This window comes from Sulfuriferula thiophila, assembly GCF_003864975.1.
GTDB classification, from domain to species: domain Bacteria; phylum Pseudomonadota; class Gammaproteobacteria; order Burkholderiales; family Sulfuriferulaceae; genus Sulfuriferula; species Sulfuriferula thiophila.
In genome coordinates, this window is record NZ_BHGL01000003.1 from 239,297 (window position 1) to 253,897 (window position 14,601).

Consider the following 14,601-nt stretch of genomic DNA (forward strand, 5'->3'; position numbering starts at 1 on the left):
CCCTCAGACCATAACAGCGGCCCAACCGAATTTACATACTACCACCCGCTGCGACCTAAAACAGCCTCATGGCATGTCCAGCGAAAAATTAAAGGATTGCATTGCTACCGCGCGCACTGCGCGCCCATCGCGCTGCGCCGGATTGCAACGCCATTGCTTTACCGCAACCAATGCCGCTTCATCCAGGCGCGGCACACCGCTACTGGCAGCCACCAGCGCCTCAGCCACCCTGCCTGCCTCGTTCAGCTCCACCCGCACCATTACCCGCCCTTGTTCACCCATGCGCCGGGATGAAGCAGGATAACGTGGCGCATTTCGTTCCGGACATGACAGCGCTAACTCGCTGGTTAACGTAGCTGGCTCAACCGGTTTGGCTACTGCAGGCGTATCCAGCGCTGCAGTATGCGCTACAGCAGCCAGCTGCGGCATTACCGCTGCTTCCGCAGGGCGATCTGCAGCAACGGGGGCTGTTGCGACTCGCGATTGCGGCGGAATAACGCGCGCAGACGTTAAGCTGTGCACCCGCACCTTGCGTGCTGGCTCAGGCTTGACGGGCTCAGGCAGTTTGGGCGCCGCAGGTGGTGTAACCATGTTCACATATAAAATTTGCACAGGCGCGACGGGGATGTCCGTATGCATACCCCGCAAACCATATAACACCCCGACGTGCAGCGTTAACGATACGAGCAATCCGGCAAAGTACGCGCTTCTGAAGCGCGGCAACACCCACCCTCGCTTCAATACGCTATCCGTAACTCAGCGTGCCAGGTTTGCTGCGGGTAGGGATGGTAAGCGTAGTATTTTTCATTGCCGATGTTATCGACGCCTATCGCCGCCGTAAGGTAATTACGGAAGCGATAATTCACCCGCGCATCTGCCACGGTGTAACCGCTCGTCCCGCCATAAGTATTCGGATTCACCACCGCCGGATCCAGACTGGGTTGTGCAGTCGCGTAACGAATGCCACCTGACATTGACCATACAGCATCGAAGCGATAAGTCACAAAAGCGCTAGCCCGCCATTTTGGTATTGCCAATGCTCGGCCGGCATATTCCGGATGGCCCGCATCTTCCAGCACCTCCGACCCGGTATAGGTCAAACTGGCCTGCACATCCAGCCCCGGCATCCCTACATCGTTACCGACATAAGCCGTCTCCACCCCCCACACGCGCGTCTTACCGATATTCTGGTAACTGGTTACGATGGGAGCCACGCTGGTTTTTTGCTGATAGATATAATCTGCCTTATTTTCCAGAAACAGTGACACGCGGGCACTGCCATCACCGACGACACCCTCTGCCGTCAAATCGCCAGCCAGAACTTTTTCCGGCCTGAGCATGCCATCAGCCAGCGTTTTATTACCGGCATTATCAGTTTGCGTCCCGTACAGTTCTGTCACTGTCGGCATACGGTAAGCACGCGCCAGCGATGCGCGTAGCAACCAGTCAGGACTTGCTTTCCAGGTCAGCGCCGCCTTGGGTGAAGTATAGTTCTGTTCACGGCTCGCAAAACTGCCATTCAATGCCGTATTGCTCTTGTCATAATATGCCCCGCCAAATGCCTGCCAGCGTTCCTGACGCACGCCAGTTGTCAACTCCCAGCGCGGCGCCAGCTTCCACACATCTTGTGCAAACAGGGCATCGGTACGCGTGCTGCCAACCGCTCGGGTGTTCAGCGTGGTAATGCTGGCTGCCGACTGCCAGCTGCTGGCGTCGTATTTCAGGCTGCTGTAGTCGTATTGATCGACATGGTAACCCGTCGTCACAACGTGCCGGGTAGCAGCAAGCTGCCATATGCCCTTGATATCAAAATTACGCCAGCCGCTATGGTCGCCGTAAGTAATTGTTCCCGCTCCGCCCCCACCCGAAGACACGCCGTTGTTTGGCGATTTGGCGATATCTGACGGCGTGCCATAATCGGTGGCGACGGCCTCCAGCCGCCAGGTATCGGTAAGCTTGCTGGCAAATGACAAACCCAGCATACGGTTCAGCGAGTCCGACTTGGTCACACCGAAATCACTGGCTTTAACCTGAATGTACTGATTCACCCCCACCGCCACATTAGTGCTGGTGTAAATAGGATTGCCAGTTGCGTCGCGCAAATAACTGCTGCTGGCGCTATAAGCATCATTACTGAATTGCGCCAGCGTCAGCGCCAGTCGCGTATCCGCACTGAACGCGTATTCGGCGCGGATTTTCGCTGTATCCTGGAGGGTGTGATCAATGCTGGTTGCTGCATACACGTAGCGCGGCGCCCCGGTGGTATCGGTATCGAGCTGATAACCCGTTGCCACAACACCGGCGCCAGTCTTGACCGTCGTGGTATTGGCGAAAGTCATGGGATGCCCATGCGCATCGAGCTGGTTAGCCAGCAGCGAAACCCGCCAGTTGCCGGTTTTCAGACCTGCACTGGCCTGAGTCTGGTAACCGCCGTAGCTGGCATCCGTGGCATACAGCGCAAAATTTTCCTGGAATGCCTGCGCTTTTGCATATACTTCAGTCCGCTGTGGACGTCGCGTTGTCAGCAACACCGTGGCGCCGATCGAGTTTCCCGGCAATAGTGCCGAGAATGGCCCATACAGTACGTCGACATGCTCGATTTCTTCCGCACCCACCATGCTCCAGCGAGGCGGGTAGCTGTAACTATTACCCAGCAGGTTGGACAACAGCAGGCCGTCGGCATAGACCAGTGAAGTGGCGGAGGGTATCGCTCCCACCGAAGTGCGGGCAGAAATGATCGAATTGCGGTCACCGATATAGCGCTTGCGAATATTCAGGCTCGGCACATATTTCAATGCATCTTCAGTATTGATCACATTGATGTTTTCAATCTGCTGCGCCGACACCTCTGCCTGCGGCGAAGGATTGCCGGCGACTAAACTTGAGGTTGTTTGCGACACGCTCATTTCCGGTAACAACACTGCACTGTCATCTGCCACAGCATCCTGCAAGGCAAAACAAGCCCAGCCTGCCCACACCCATGCCCGCACCTTCATTGCTCTGCCTCCCTGTCACACAAGTTCTTATTAATCACCTTGATTCGCACCCACTCCAGCAGCGCCAGCATCAGCAGGCTTATACCCAGTACCGGCATGGCATACGCCAGCACTGGCAGCAATAACCACAACCACAATGGCAGTGCCCGCCAGTGCCGAATAGGCATAGCCGCAAACTGCCAGCGCTGATCCGCCGGCCGCTGCCACCACATGACATACGCACTCAGCACGCTGAACATCACCAGCAGCGCGACCATGGCCAGCAAAAGTTGATTCCACCACCCGAAGTCTCCCCTGTGGAACGGGATGCCCACTGCGGTGGCCTTGGCCAATAGCGGGTAATCCTGCCAACCGGACTGGAAGCGTGGTTTGCCGTTACTGGCATCCAGTGCCAGCAGGAACCTTTTGGTTGGCTGGCTGCTATCATAGTTTTCGATGCGCCAGACATCGGCCGGACTTTTAGGCGGGGTAAGCTGCATTTGTATGGCAGGTGCCAATTGCTGCGCCTGTGCATAAACCGCCTGCATGGACAGGGGAACGCCAGCCGCAACCGTCGCGATATTTTTTGGGAATTTGGGTGAACCTTGATGCAAATCTTGTTGCAGATGGCGGAATTTATCACCGCTCTGTTGCGACCAGGTCAATCCGGTAACGACGATAATGAGTAGCACTGGGAAAAACAGCAGCGGCAATTTGCCATGCCATTCGCGCCAGCCTCGACGTCCGTCGCTACTGCACGGCACAAATAGCTGCCACATTGAACGCTGCTGCACACGAAACCGCATCCATACCAAATACAGGCCGGTGAACATAAAGACCAGCATCCAGCTCGCGGCCAGTTCTATCAGCCAGCGCCAGCCATTGCCTTGCAGCAGGCTGGAATGCAGTTTTTTGGACCAGTTGCGGAACCGGCTCATTTCGCCTGCCACCCCCACGACGTGTGCGGTATAGGGATTGACATAGACGATCTGATCCTGCGGCAAACCATGATCGTGCACAGCACCGTGATGACTATGCCCGCGCAAAAACACCTGGGTCGTCTCGGCAGCCCGATAAGCAGGCACGACAAAATGCAGTTGCAAATCCGGACGCGCTGCTTGCGCTGCTGCGACTTGCCGATCAAGCGACTGACTGACTGCACCCGGCACAACTGTATCCAGATCAGCATGCAAATAAGCGTCTATCTGTGGCGAAAATACATAAATCAGACCGGTAATCGCTGCCAGCAAGATGAATGGCGCAATCAGCAAGCCAGCCCAGGTATGCAGCAACACGAAGAAGCGATGGATAGCTGCACGACCTCCCAAATCAGCCTGCTGGACTGTGATTTTATTATTGCGCATGGATACACCCGAATATACTCAAGCGCCGAAGTATATGAGCGAACCCAGATCAGGAAAATGTGACAAATTGCCGCACCCGGCCAACCGGGTGCGAACAGCCGCCAGCTTTATTGAATTGCCGCGCGGTTGTCTTTACTGCGGTTTTTGACACGCATGATACGCACCACTTCCGGCAGACGCCGCAACCCGCGCATGATGCGCGCAAGGTGCATGCGCTGCTCGACTTGCAGGGTAAAATAGATGGTGGTGTACTGGCTGCCGTCTTCCTCTTCCATCGACACGTTGTCGATGTTGGAACCTTCATCCGCAATCGCTGCGGCCAGCTTGGCGAGCACACCGCGCTGATTGAGCACGATGAGCTTGATGTTGACGTCGAACATCTTGGTGAGACCCGGTTCCCATTCCACATCCAGCCATTTATCCGGATCATCACGGTAATGCTTGATCGCAGTACAGTCATGGGTATGAATGACCAGCCCCTGGTCCGATTTGATAAAGCCGATGATCGGGTCGCCGGGAATAGGGCTGCAACATTTTGCTAACTGGACGGCCACACCCTCCGAGCCGCGAATCGCAATTGCGCCATGCTGGCGCGGGGTAGGCTGCCCCTGCTCCTGCATCATCAGCTGACGCGCTACGACAATATTGAGACGCTTGCCCAGGCCGATATCGGTCAGTACCTCTTCACGGGTTTTGCCGGTTTCTTTATGCACACGATCCCAGCAACTCGGCCGGATTTGCGTCGGATCAGCACCCAGAGCGCGAAATGCCTGATTGAGCAGACGCTCGCCCAGCAACACGGACTCTTCAGCATGCATGGTGCGCAAATAATGGCGAATGTGTGCACGTGCTTTGCCAGACACGACAAAGTTGACCCAGGCCGGATTAGGCCGGGCATTCGGTGCGGTCACGACTTCCACCTGATCACCATTGCGCAACAGGGTGCGCATCGGCATCAGCTCGCCGTTTACTTTTACTGCGGTGCAGTGATTACCGACATCGGTGTGCACCGCATAGGCAAAATCGACGGCCGTGGCGCCACGCGGCAGGGACAATATCTTGCCTTTGGGGGTAAACACATACACTTCATCCGGGAACAGATCAACTTTGATGTGTTCAAGGAATTCCGCAGAGTCGCCGCCGCCCTCCTGTATCTCCAGCAACGACTGCAACCACTGATGGGTTTTTTGTTGCACGTCATTAATGCTGGTATCACTGGATTTATACAACCAGTGCGAGGCCACGCCGGCCTCGGCAATTTTGTGCATTTCATGGGTGCGAATCTGGATTTCTATCGGCGTACCGAATGGGCCGAACAGCGTGGTATGCAGCGACTGATAGCCGTTGGCTTTGGGGATGGCAATGTAATCTTTGAACTTGCCCGGAATCGGCTTGTACAGGCTGTGCAAACAGCCTAATGTCAGATAGCAGGAAGGAATATCGTTAACCAGCACGCGGAAACCATAGATGTCGAACACCTCGGAAAACGCCAGTGATTTTTCCTGCATTTTCTTATAGATGCTGAACAGGTGCTTTTCGCGACCACTCACCATGGCCGAGACACCGGCATCTTCCAGCTTATGGCTAATAGCCTCGCGGACTTTCTCTACCACCTCTTTGCGATTACCGCGCGCCGCTTTTACCGCTTGCGCCAGGACGCGATAACGATTGGGGTAGAGATGATGAAAACACAGATCGTCCAGCTCCTGATACAGGCTGTTCAGCCCCAGGCGGTTGGCAATCGGCGCATAGATATCGGCTGTTTCCTGGGCAATACGCCGGCGTTTTTCCGGTTTCATCGAATCCAGCGTACGCATGTTGTGCAAGCGATCGGCCAGCTTGATCAGGATGACACGCACATCGCGCGCCATGGCCAGCAACATCTTGCGGAAGTTCTCTGCTTGCGCATGAACCTCGGTCTGAAACTCGATTTTATCGAGCTTGGAAACGCCATCGACCAATTCGGCCACAGGTTTGCCGAACAGCTCGGCAATTTCTTCTTTGGTGGTGGGGGTATCCTCAACCACATCGTGCAGCAACGCAGCCATCAACGCTTGCGCATCGAGATGCCATTGCGCCAGGATTCCGGCTACCGCAACCGGATGATGAATATAGGCTTCACCACTTTTACGGAATTGCCCGGTATGGGCTATCCGGCTGAACTCGAATGCCGCCTGAACCTGCGCAACATCTTCCGCTTTCAAATACTTCAGTTGCGCGCTAATTTCTTCGAGTTCAGGCATAACGTTACGCTACTAAATCAAGCACGACCACGGTTCAGAATTTCACGGCCAACTTCGCCTGCGGCGATTTCTTTTAAGGCGACGACAGTAGGTTTGTCACGACCGGCTTCGACTTTAGGCGTATGGCCGTTAGCGAGCTGGCGCGCACGATAGGTAGCAGCCAGCGTCAGCTCAAAGCGATTAGGAATCTTACTAATACAATCATCAACAGTAATACGAGCCATATCAATTCCTTAACTATTCAACGAGGTAAATAAACCAGCGTAGCGTGCCTGTTGTCGCGCAACACGCAAACGGTACGCACGGAACACGGCGAGCATATCTGCTAGCGCCATGTCAAAATCATCGTTAATGATAACATAGTCAAACTCGCCGACATGGCTTATATCCTCCCGCGCTGCCGCCAAGCGTCGCGCGACCACTTCCGCACTATCCTGACCACGGCCAATCAGCCGGTGCTGCAGCACATCCAGTGAGGGCGGTACGATAAATATCCCGACCGTATCCGCAAATAAGCGACGTACCTGCTCGGCCCCCTGCCAGTCAATTTCCAGCAACACATCATCCCCCGCCGCCAGGGCATTGCGTATCCAGGGTTCTGATGTGCCATAGTAATTACCATACACCTCGGCACTCTCCAGAAAAGCACCGGCCAGGCGCATTGCAGTAAATTCCTCGACACTCACGAAATGATAATCGCGACCATCCTCTTCGCCAGGCCGGGGCGCACGTGTGGTGTATGAAATCGACAGCCGTACCTGGTTATCACGGCCGAGCAGAGCACGAACCAAACTGGTTTTGCCTGCGCCCGACGGGGCGGTTAGAATAAACAAATTCCCGTTCACATTATTTTCCTTTTATCATGTCGAATTCGACCAACACCCCTGATTCACCATGCATCGGCTATTGCTCATGCAGCCTGGGAGATAAGGTCTGCAAAGGCTGCGGGCGTACCCAGGCCGAAGTAGACCAGTGGTTGTTTTACACCAACGCACAAAAACTCGCAGTATGGGAGCGAATCAATACACTAGACACCATCAGAACCCGTGCCCGGCACGATTAAATATCGTACGACCACACCGCATCAAATAATACCGCAATTCCCGCATTTTAAAAAAACCCGGGACGAAGATTCAAGCTTTTGCGTGAGCCTCAAAAAACAACGGAACCTAACCACCCATACCGGAGTCAAGCACCGGGAATATTTATATGAAAGAGACGATAATGAATTTTGCATTTAAAAAACTGATATTAACGCTGACCCTGGCATGCACCTCACTCGCTGCATTACCGGCACTGGCTGGCGACGATGATAGCTTTGCACCGGGCGGCACGGCGATAGACCGCCATACCGAGCAGTTTTCCAATCTTAAAATCGTCATGGACCTGAAGGCGGAAAGCGCTGCCAGCGCCGGGTTTGGCGCCACGGTTGCCAGTCGCATCATGGAGCATCCCGGCGCACAACTGGTGGTCATCATTGAAGGGCCAGGCATCGCCATATTTGCGAAGAAAAATTATCTTGATCATCAGGGCATCGTCGACAACTGGGCAGACCTGGCGCAAAAAGGCGTGCGCGTTGAATATTGCGGCAACTCCGTACGCGGTGCAGGGCTGAAACCTTCGGACATGACCGGCCTGAGCGAAAAAAATCCGGCCGTGGTCAACGCCGGGGCTTACCCGACCCTTGCCCATTACGAGTCACTCGGCTTCAATCCTGTTGTAACCACATTACTGGAAAAATAAGCCTCTCCACTTCGGATCGCCATGCGGCGGTCTGAAGAAATCACCAAGTGACACAACAGGGCAGTGCTTATTCGATATTTTGCACCTGTTCACGCATCTGCTCGATTAGCACCTTCAACTCCATCGCTACTTGCGTGGTTTCCACGCTGACCGATTTTGAGCCCAGCGTATTGGCTTCACGATTCAATTCCTGCATCATGAAATCCAGCCGTTTGCCAACGGCCCCACCTTTTTTCAGAATGCTGCGCACTGCGTTGATATGCACCTGCAAGCGAGACAACTCCTCATCCACATCGATCTTCTGCGCAAACAGGGCAACTTCCTGCGGTATGCGTTCATCATCCGCATTACCAATCAATTCGGCAAAACGCACGCTAAGCTTTTGTTGATATGCAGCAATCAAGTCCGGTAAATGCGGCTTGAGCTGATCGATTTGCAGCTGCATTTTCTCCAGTCGCTCCATGATATGCTCAGCCAGCTTCTCACCTTCACGCTGACGACTGGCCTGAAACTCCAGCAGCGCCTGATCCAGCAGTGCAAGACAAGGCTGCTGCAGGTCCTGCTGCTCATGCTGCGTCAGCAACATCCCCGGCCAGCGCAACACATCGGCAACATTCAGCGGCATTACCTGCGGCAGTCGGTGATCGATTTGCTGTGCCAGTTGTGCCAACTGATCCAGCAATACTGTGTTTAACTGAGTACCCGCATCCAACGTGCTGGCCGCCGTTAACGCAATACGGCACTCTACTTTGCCGCGCACGATATGCTGACTGATACGTTCGCGCAGCGCCAGTTCTACGCCGCGAAATTCATCAGCTGCGCGGAAATGCAGTTCCAGATAACGTGAATTGACTGCACGCAAATCAAGACTTAATACCTGTTCAAAATGTTTGGCGGTGACTGCCGCATAACCTGTCATACTATAAATCACAAATCGCCCTTTACTTTATGTCGGTTTATCCCGAAAATTACACATTAGTTATTACACAACCCTGGCTCATGTCCGTTCAATCCAACTATGCCTTGCCAAATGGCTACCAGCTCATGGATTACCGCATTGTCCGAAAAATCGGCGGTGGCGGCTTTAGCTTAGTTTATTTGGCTTACGATGCCAATGATCAGCCGGTTGCGATTAAAGAATATCTACCCGGCAGCCTGGTCAAACGCGGTGATAATGATCTAGTCATACCCATTACCGAGGGCAATCTTAATTCCTTCCGCTACGGGATGCGCTTCTTTTTCGAAGAAGGCCGCTCGCTGGCGCGTATTCTGCACCCGAACGTCGTGCGTGTTGAGAATTTCTTTCGGGCCAACGATACCGTTTATATGGTGATGCGCTATGAGCGCGGCAAAACGCTGCAGGAGTTTATACGCTCCCACCGAGGCGACATTCGCGAAAGCTTCATCCGGCGCGTATTTGCCGAGTTGCTCAATGGCTTGCGCGAAGTCCATACGCAAAAATTATTACATCTGGATATCAAGCCATCCAACATTTACATCCGCATGGACGGCTCACCGGTATTAATCGACTTTGGTGCGGCGCGGCAAACGCTTACGGCTGAACAACCCAAACTTATGACGATGTACACCCCCGGCTTTGCGGCGCCGGAACAGTACACCGACCCTACCCTGCTGGGTCCGTGGACGGACATCTACAGCATAGGCGCAACCATGTATGCCTGCCTGGCTGGCGGGGCACCTTTTGCAGCCGATGCGCGCCTGACAAATGACAAATTAATACCAGCAAGCAAAGCCTGGCAAGGAAAATATTCAGCCGGCATGCTGGAAATTATTGATACTTGTTTGAAACTTGATCACTTGCAACGGCCACAAAGTGTATTTGCCCTGCAAAAAGCCATCATGGAAACCACCGATCTGGTCATCAAGCCACCCAGTCTGATGGATAACATTCGTAACACACTGTACAAAGACATTTTCTAAAATTAACTCACGAGCTAATCCCATGCGCTTCTCTATTTATCAAGCCAGTCGTCAAGGCGGACGTCGCTACAATCAGGATCGCATTGCCTATTCGTATAGCCGCGATGCGCTTTTAATGGTGATTGCCGATGGTATGGGGGGGCACCAGCACGGGGAAATTGCTGCGCAGATTACTGTCAAAGTCCTGGCCGAAACATTCCAGCGCCACACCCGCCCAAAATTGCGCGACCCCGCCAGTTTTCTGCATGGCGCAATTCAACGCGCGCATGATGCGATCAATGAATATACCCGCAAAGAAAAATTACCGGATGCACCCCATACCACTTGCGTCGCCTGTGTGGTGCAGGATGATACGGTGTGGTGGGCGCATGCCGGGGACTCCCGCCTTTACCTGTTTAGTGACAACGGCCTGGTTACCCGTACACACGATCACTCCACCGTCCAGCAGTTATGCGATGACGGACTGATTACCGAAGAAGACATGAAAACCCACCCTGACCGCAACAAGGTCTATAACTGCCTGGGTGGCTATCTGGTCCCTGAAATCGAAGTATCCCGCCCCATGCCACTAGCAGAGCAGGACACCATCCTGATGTGTACCGATGGTTTATGGGGCATGCTCACTACCGAGCAGATTGCGACCACGCTGCGTACCTTCCCGCTCGCACGCTCCATCGAGTTTCTCATGGATCATGCCGAACTGCGTGCCGGGCGGCATGGCGACAACTTATCCGTAATCGCAATGACCTGGGAATCGCACGACACCAATGACAGTCAGACCGTCTCTACCGTCGCCATGCCTATCAACACATTCACTACCAAGATGGATGAATTCACCCCCACTCCGGCTGATTTAGCCGAAGATGAGGTAGAACGGGCTATTGCCGAAATCCAGAATACCATTAAGAAATTCTCTGAAAATAATCGTTAAGGAAGTATATGCGCCCTAGTCAACGCTCTGCCGATCAACTCCGCGATATTGAAATTATTCGGCATTACACCAAACATGCCGAAGGTTCAGTACTGATCCGATGCGGTGACACCAAAGTGATATGCACCGCCAGCATCGTGGAAAAAGTGCCGGGTTTTCTCAAAGGTAAAAATCAGGGCTGGTTGACTGCGGAATACGGCATGCTACCTCGCTCAACTGGCACTCGCATGGACCGGGAAGCCGCACGCGGTAAACAATCCGGGCGCACCCAGGAAATCCAGCGCCTTATCGGCCGTTCATTACGCGCAGCCGTTGATCTAGATGCTTTAGGCGAACGCACCCTGCACATAGACTGCGATGTCATACAAGCTGATGGCGGCACGCGTACCGCTTCCATCACCGGCGCTTTTGTTGCCACTCATGACGCTATCAATACCCTGTTGCAGAATGGCTTGCTGAGCGTGTCCCCTATCCGTAATTTTGTTGCAGCGATCTCAGTTGGCATTTATCAAGGCACCCCGGTACTGGATCTGGATTACGACGAAGACTCTGCCTGTGATACCGATATGAACGTGGTCATGACGGGGAGTGGCGGTCTGATTGAAGTCCAGGGTACCGCTGAAGGTGCAACCTATACCCGTGACGAGCTCAATGCCATGCTGGATCTGGCTGACCATGGCATCCAGCAACTCGTCAGCTTGCAACGCTCGGCGTTAAACACCTGATGCAGAACACGATAGTCATTGCCAGCAATAATGCTGGCAAGTTACGTGAAATAGACCGACTGCTGTCCCCACTCGGGTTTAAGGTGGCTCCACAGTCTCAATACAACGTGACCGAAGCCGATGAACCACACCCGAGTTTCATTGAGAACTGTATTGCCAAAGCCCGCCATGCATCAAGCATGACCGGACTACCAGCCATAGCAGATGACTCCGGCATTTGCGTGACAGCACTCGGCGGCGAACCCGGCGTGCACTCAGCGCGCTATGCTGGTGAGCCAAAATCCGACCAGCGTAATAATGCCAAGTTAATTTCTGCATTAAACGGCATAGCTCAGCGCGAAGCTTATTACTATTGCATCATGGTGTATCTGCGTCACGCCAATGACCCCATACCACTGATTGCTGAAGGCCGCTGGCATGGACTCATTGTCGATGACGCGCGCGGTGATGATGGATTTGGCTATGATCCGCATTTCCTGATTCCTGAACTAGGTAAAACCGCAGCCGAGTTAAGTCCCGCACAAAAGGACAGCTTAAGCCATAGAGGACAAGCGCTCGCGCAGCTTGTCAAACAACTAGGTCACCAACAAAACCATGCAATTGCATCATAATTTAACAGCACTACCACCGCTATCGCTGTACATTCACATACCGTGGTGCGTAAAAAAATGTCCTTATTGCGACTTTAATTCGCATACTGCACGTGAAACCATCCCAGAGAAATTATATATAGAGGCGCTCAGTCGCGATCTGGAAAGCGCACTACCCTTGATCTGGGGGCGTGGCATCCACAGTATTTTCTTTGGGGGGGGTACGCCTAGCCTGTTCTCCGCAGAGGGAATTGATAGCATGCTAGCCACTGTACGCAGCCTGATTAAACTCGATTTTTTTGCTGAAGTAACTCTCGAAGCAAATCCCGGCACTGTGGAAGCTGAAAAATTCCGCGGTTTCAAAGCCGCTGGCATTAATCGCTTATCGCTCGGCATACAGAGCTTTAATCCGCAGCACTTGAGCCAACTGGGTCGTATCCATGATGACAAAGAAGCGCACCGCGCCGTAGAAATCGCATCAACTACCTTTGATAATTTCAATCTGGATTTGATGTACGCACTACCCAACCAGACATTAGCACAAGCCCAACAGGATATTGAAACTGCACTGAATTATAATCCTCCACACCTATCGTGCTATCACCTGACACTCGAACCCAACACACCGTTTCACAGTCATCCGCCTGACCTGCCAGATGACGACTTGTCTGCGGATATGCAAATCATGATCGAAGATAAACTCAGCCTGGCAGGTTATCAGCACTATGAAACATCGGCATTTGCACAACCGCAACACAAGGCACGGCATAATCTTAACTATTGGCAATTTGGTGATTATCTTGGCATAGGCGCAGGTGCGCACAGCAAACTTTCGTTTCATGACCGTATTCTGCGGCAGATGCGGCACAAGCACCCACGCGAGTACATGGAGCATGCTCTTGCCGGAAAGCCGGTGCAGACTGAAAATCAAGTCCAGCAAACCGAACTTGCATTTGAATTCATGATGAATGCTTTACGCCTGACCGATGGGTTCGATATCAGCTTGTTCAGCGAAAGAACGGGCTTACCCATCACAGCAATACAGCCCCAACTCAATCAAGCAGAACAACAAGGCTTGATTACCCGTGACCATATCCGGATTACCCCTACCGATAAGGGTCAAAGATTTCTTAATGATTTACTCGGCATATTCCTACCCACCAAATGACTACATTACCCCAATTTGAGCGTACTGAAATCCTGATCGGTTCAGCAGGTATAGAACTCCTGGCAGGCAAACACGTATTCGTTGCCGGACTTGGCGGCGTTGGGTCATATTGTGCCGAAGCACTCGCACGTGCGGGTATAGGCAAACTAACCCTGGTTGATCACGACCATGTTGCGCCGAGCAATATTAACAGGCAATTACCGGCCCTATTATCGACAGTAGGCCAGTCAAAAATCGATTTGATGCGAGAGCGCATTCAGAATATAAATCCAGATTGCATACTCACTACTCACCAAGTGTTCTTATCAACCGAAAATATGGTTGATTATGTACCTGACGATGTTGATTATGTGATTGATTGTATAGATTCGCTGAATTGCAAAGTTGCACTGGTATCCACCAGCATGCAGCGTGGCTTGAATGTTGCCTCAAGCATGGGTGCAGGAAACCGTTTAGATCCAACTAAAATAAAATTAGCGGATATCAGTAAAACTGAAATGTGCCCTTTAGCGCGCATCATGCGTAAGCGCCTGCATAAATTAGGCATACGCCGTGGAATATTGACGGTATATTCAGATGAACAACCCGCCCAGCCTTTACCGCCAGTAGCCGTCGATGGTCCAGGTAGAGCTCGTGCGGTTAATGGCACGATTAGCTATATGCCACCACTGTTTGGTTTAATGCTTGCTGGTGAAGTCATCCATAGATTACTGCAACCACTGGCCGCCTCAACAACACTGGAGCCGATGGCAGAATAACGTTAACCAAATAAACTGGCCGCTTAAATTACTTAAAGTCACCAGCCTGCTACGAATTCCATTTTAAACAAGCAATAAAAAACCCCCGCAGCGTAAGCTACGGGGGTTTTTAGAATGGGGTGTCTGACGATGACCTACTTTCACATGGGTAATCCACACTATC

The 14,601-nt window shown here is 52.8% G+C and carries 15 protein-coding genes; 8 read left to right on the top strand and 7 right to left on the bottom strand.

Annotation, left to right across the window (positions count from 1 at the left end; genetic code table 11):
• Positions 1-66: 66 nt before the first annotated feature.
• The 6 genes from EJE49_RS02300 to gmk all read right to left on the bottom strand — a co-directional run bounded on the left by EJE49_RS02300 (position 67) and on the right by gmk (position 7,427).
• The gene (locus EJE49_RS02300; protein ID WP_223246699.1) at positions 67-741 is read right to left on the bottom strand and encodes an energy transducer TonB; all 675 of its coding nucleotides are present in this window, start codon (positions 739-741) and stop codon (positions 67-69) included.
• A complete protein-coding gene (locus EJE49_RS02305) occupies positions 738-2,996 on the bottom strand; it encodes a TonB-dependent receptor (protein WP_124948782.1) in 2,259 nt (752 codons plus the stop codon). Before EJE49_RS02305 ends, EJE49_RS02300 begins: the two co-directional genes overlap by 4 nt.
• Entirely contained in the window at positions 2,993-4,339 is a 1,347-nt protein-coding gene (locus tag EJE49_RS02310; protein ID WP_124948783.1) for a PepSY-associated TM helix domain-containing protein, read from the bottom strand. The genes EJE49_RS02305 and EJE49_RS02310 overlap by 4 nt, the downstream gene beginning before the upstream one ends.
• A gap of 107 nt (positions 4,340-4,446) precedes the next feature.
• Complete coding sequence (locus EJE49_RS02315; protein ID WP_124948784.1) at positions 4,447-6,582, bottom strand: RelA/SpoT family protein; 2,136 nt, start codon at positions 6,580-6,582, stop codon at positions 4,447-4,449.
• Between the two features lie 17 nt (positions 6,583-6,599).
• Positions 6,600-6,806 carry a DNA-directed RNA polymerase subunit omega gene (gene rpoZ / locus EJE49_RS02320; protein ID WP_124948785.1) on the bottom strand — a complete coding sequence of 69 codons (207 nt, stop codon included), beginning with the start codon at positions 6,804-6,806 and terminating at the stop codon, positions 6,600-6,602.
• A gap of 9 nt (positions 6,807-6,815) precedes the next feature.
• The gene (gmk, locus tag EJE49_RS02325; protein WP_124948786.1) at positions 6,816-7,427 is read right to left on the bottom strand and encodes a guanylate kinase; all 612 of its coding nucleotides are present in this window, start codon (positions 7,425-7,427) and stop codon (positions 6,816-6,818) included.
• A 17-nt stretch (positions 7,428-7,444) separates the two neighbouring features.
• On the opposite strand from gmk, the gene EJE49_RS14395 reads away from it, so the two are divergent.
• Both EJE49_RS14395 and EJE49_RS02335 read left to right on the top strand, forming a co-directional pair.
• Positions 7,445-7,645 carry a DUF1289 domain-containing protein gene (locus tag EJE49_RS14395; protein WP_223246700.1) on the top strand — a complete coding sequence of 67 codons (201 nt, stop codon included), beginning with the start codon at positions 7,445-7,447 and terminating at the stop codon, positions 7,643-7,645.
• Between the two features lie 161 nt (positions 7,646-7,806).
• Positions 7,807-8,325: a DsrE family protein gene (locus tag EJE49_RS02335; protein ID WP_189941616.1), complete on the top strand. Its 519-nt coding sequence runs from the start codon at positions 7,807-7,809 to the stop codon at positions 8,323-8,325.
• A 67-nt stretch (positions 8,326-8,392) separates the two neighbouring features.
• Here the strand turns inward: EJE49_RS02335 and EJE49_RS02340 are convergent, their stop codons facing one another.
• Positions 8,393-9,244, bottom strand: coding sequence for a YicC/YloC family endoribonuclease (locus EJE49_RS02340; RefSeq protein ID WP_262981949.1), 852 nt, complete (start codon positions 9,242-9,244; stop codon positions 8,393-8,395).
• An 80-nt stretch (positions 9,245-9,324) separates the two neighbouring features.
• Here EJE49_RS02340 and EJE49_RS02345 point away from each other — a divergent pair, with 80 nt between their 5' ends.
• The 6 genes from EJE49_RS02345 to EJE49_RS02370 are packed head-to-tail and all read left to right on the top strand — an operon-like array spanning position 9,325 to position 14,438.
• A complete protein-coding gene (locus EJE49_RS02345; protein WP_124948790.1) occupies positions 9,325-10,266 on the top strand; it encodes a serine/threonine protein kinase in 942 nt (313 codons plus the stop codon).
• Positions 10,267-10,288: 22 nt separating this feature from the next.
• Positions 10,289-11,197: a PP2C family protein-serine/threonine phosphatase gene (locus EJE49_RS02350; RefSeq protein WP_124948791.1), complete on the top strand. Its 909-nt coding sequence runs from the start codon at positions 10,289-10,291 to the stop codon at positions 11,195-11,197.
• 8 nt (positions 11,198-11,205) lie between these two features.
• A complete protein-coding gene (rph, locus tag EJE49_RS02355) occupies positions 11,206-11,922 on the top strand; it encodes a ribonuclease PH (protein WP_124948792.1) in 717 nt (238 codons plus the stop codon).
• A complete protein-coding gene (rdgB, locus tag EJE49_RS02360; protein ID WP_124948793.1) occupies positions 11,922-12,533 on the top strand; it encodes an RdgB/HAM1 family non-canonical purine NTP pyrophosphatase in 612 nt (203 codons plus the stop codon). Before rph ends, rdgB begins: the two co-directional genes overlap by 1 nt.
• A complete protein-coding gene (gene hemW, locus EJE49_RS02365; protein ID WP_124948794.1) occupies positions 12,517-13,680 on the top strand; it encodes a radical SAM family heme chaperone HemW in 1,164 nt (387 codons plus the stop codon). Before rdgB ends, hemW begins: the two co-directional genes overlap by 17 nt.
• Complete coding sequence (locus tag EJE49_RS02370) at positions 13,677-14,438, top strand: tRNA threonylcarbamoyladenosine dehydratase (RefSeq protein ID WP_124948795.1); 762 nt, start codon at positions 13,677-13,679, stop codon at positions 14,436-14,438. The genes hemW and EJE49_RS02370 overlap by 4 nt, the downstream gene beginning before the upstream one ends.
• Positions 14,439-14,601 lie beyond the last annotated feature (163 nt).

Coding starts and splice junctions, on each gene's coding strand:
- EJE49_RS02340 (WP_262981949.1), bottom strand. CDS start 9,244: ATGACAGGTTATGCGGCAGTCACCGCCAAACATTTTGAACAGGTATTA.
- EJE49_RS02350 (WP_124948791.1), top strand. CDS start 10,289: ATGCGCTTCTCTATTTATCAAGCCAGTCGTCAAGGCGGACGTCGCTAC.
- EJE49_RS02310 (WP_124948783.1), bottom strand. CDS start 4,339: ATGCGCAATAATAAAATCACAGTCCAGCAGGCTGATTTGGGAGGTCGT.
- EJE49_RS02370 (WP_124948795.1), top strand. CDS start 13,677: ATGACTACATTACCCCAATTTGAGCGTACTGAAATCCTGATCGGTTCA.
- EJE49_RS02305 (WP_124948782.1), bottom strand. CDS start 2,996: ATGAAGGTGCGGGCATGGGTGTGGGCAGGCTGGGCTTGTTTTGCCTTG.
- EJE49_RS02335 (WP_189941616.1), top strand. CDS start 7,807: ATGAATTTTGCATTTAAAAAACTGATATTAACGCTGACCCTGGCATGC.
- hemW (WP_124948794.1), top strand. CDS start 12,517: ATGCAATTGCATCATAATTTAACAGCACTACCACCGCTATCGCTGTAC.
- EJE49_RS02315 (WP_124948784.1), bottom strand. CDS start 6,582: ATGCCTGAACTCGAAGAAATTAGCGCGCAACTGAAGTATTTGAAAGCG.
- rdgB (WP_124948793.1), top strand. CDS start 11,922: ATGCAGAACACGATAGTCATTGCCAGCAATAATGCTGGCAAGTTACGT.
- rpoZ (WP_124948785.1), bottom strand. CDS start 6,806: ATGGCTCGTATTACTGTTGATGATTGTATTAGTAAGATTCCTAATCGC.
- EJE49_RS14395 (WP_223246700.1), top strand. CDS start 7,445: ATGTCGAATTCGACCAACACCCCTGATTCACCATGCATCGGCTATTGC.
- rph (WP_124948792.1), top strand. CDS start 11,206: ATGCGCCCTAGTCAACGCTCTGCCGATCAACTCCGCGATATTGAAATT.
- EJE49_RS02345 (WP_124948790.1), top strand. CDS start 9,325: ATGTCCGTTCAATCCAACTATGCCTTGCCAAATGGCTACCAGCTCATG.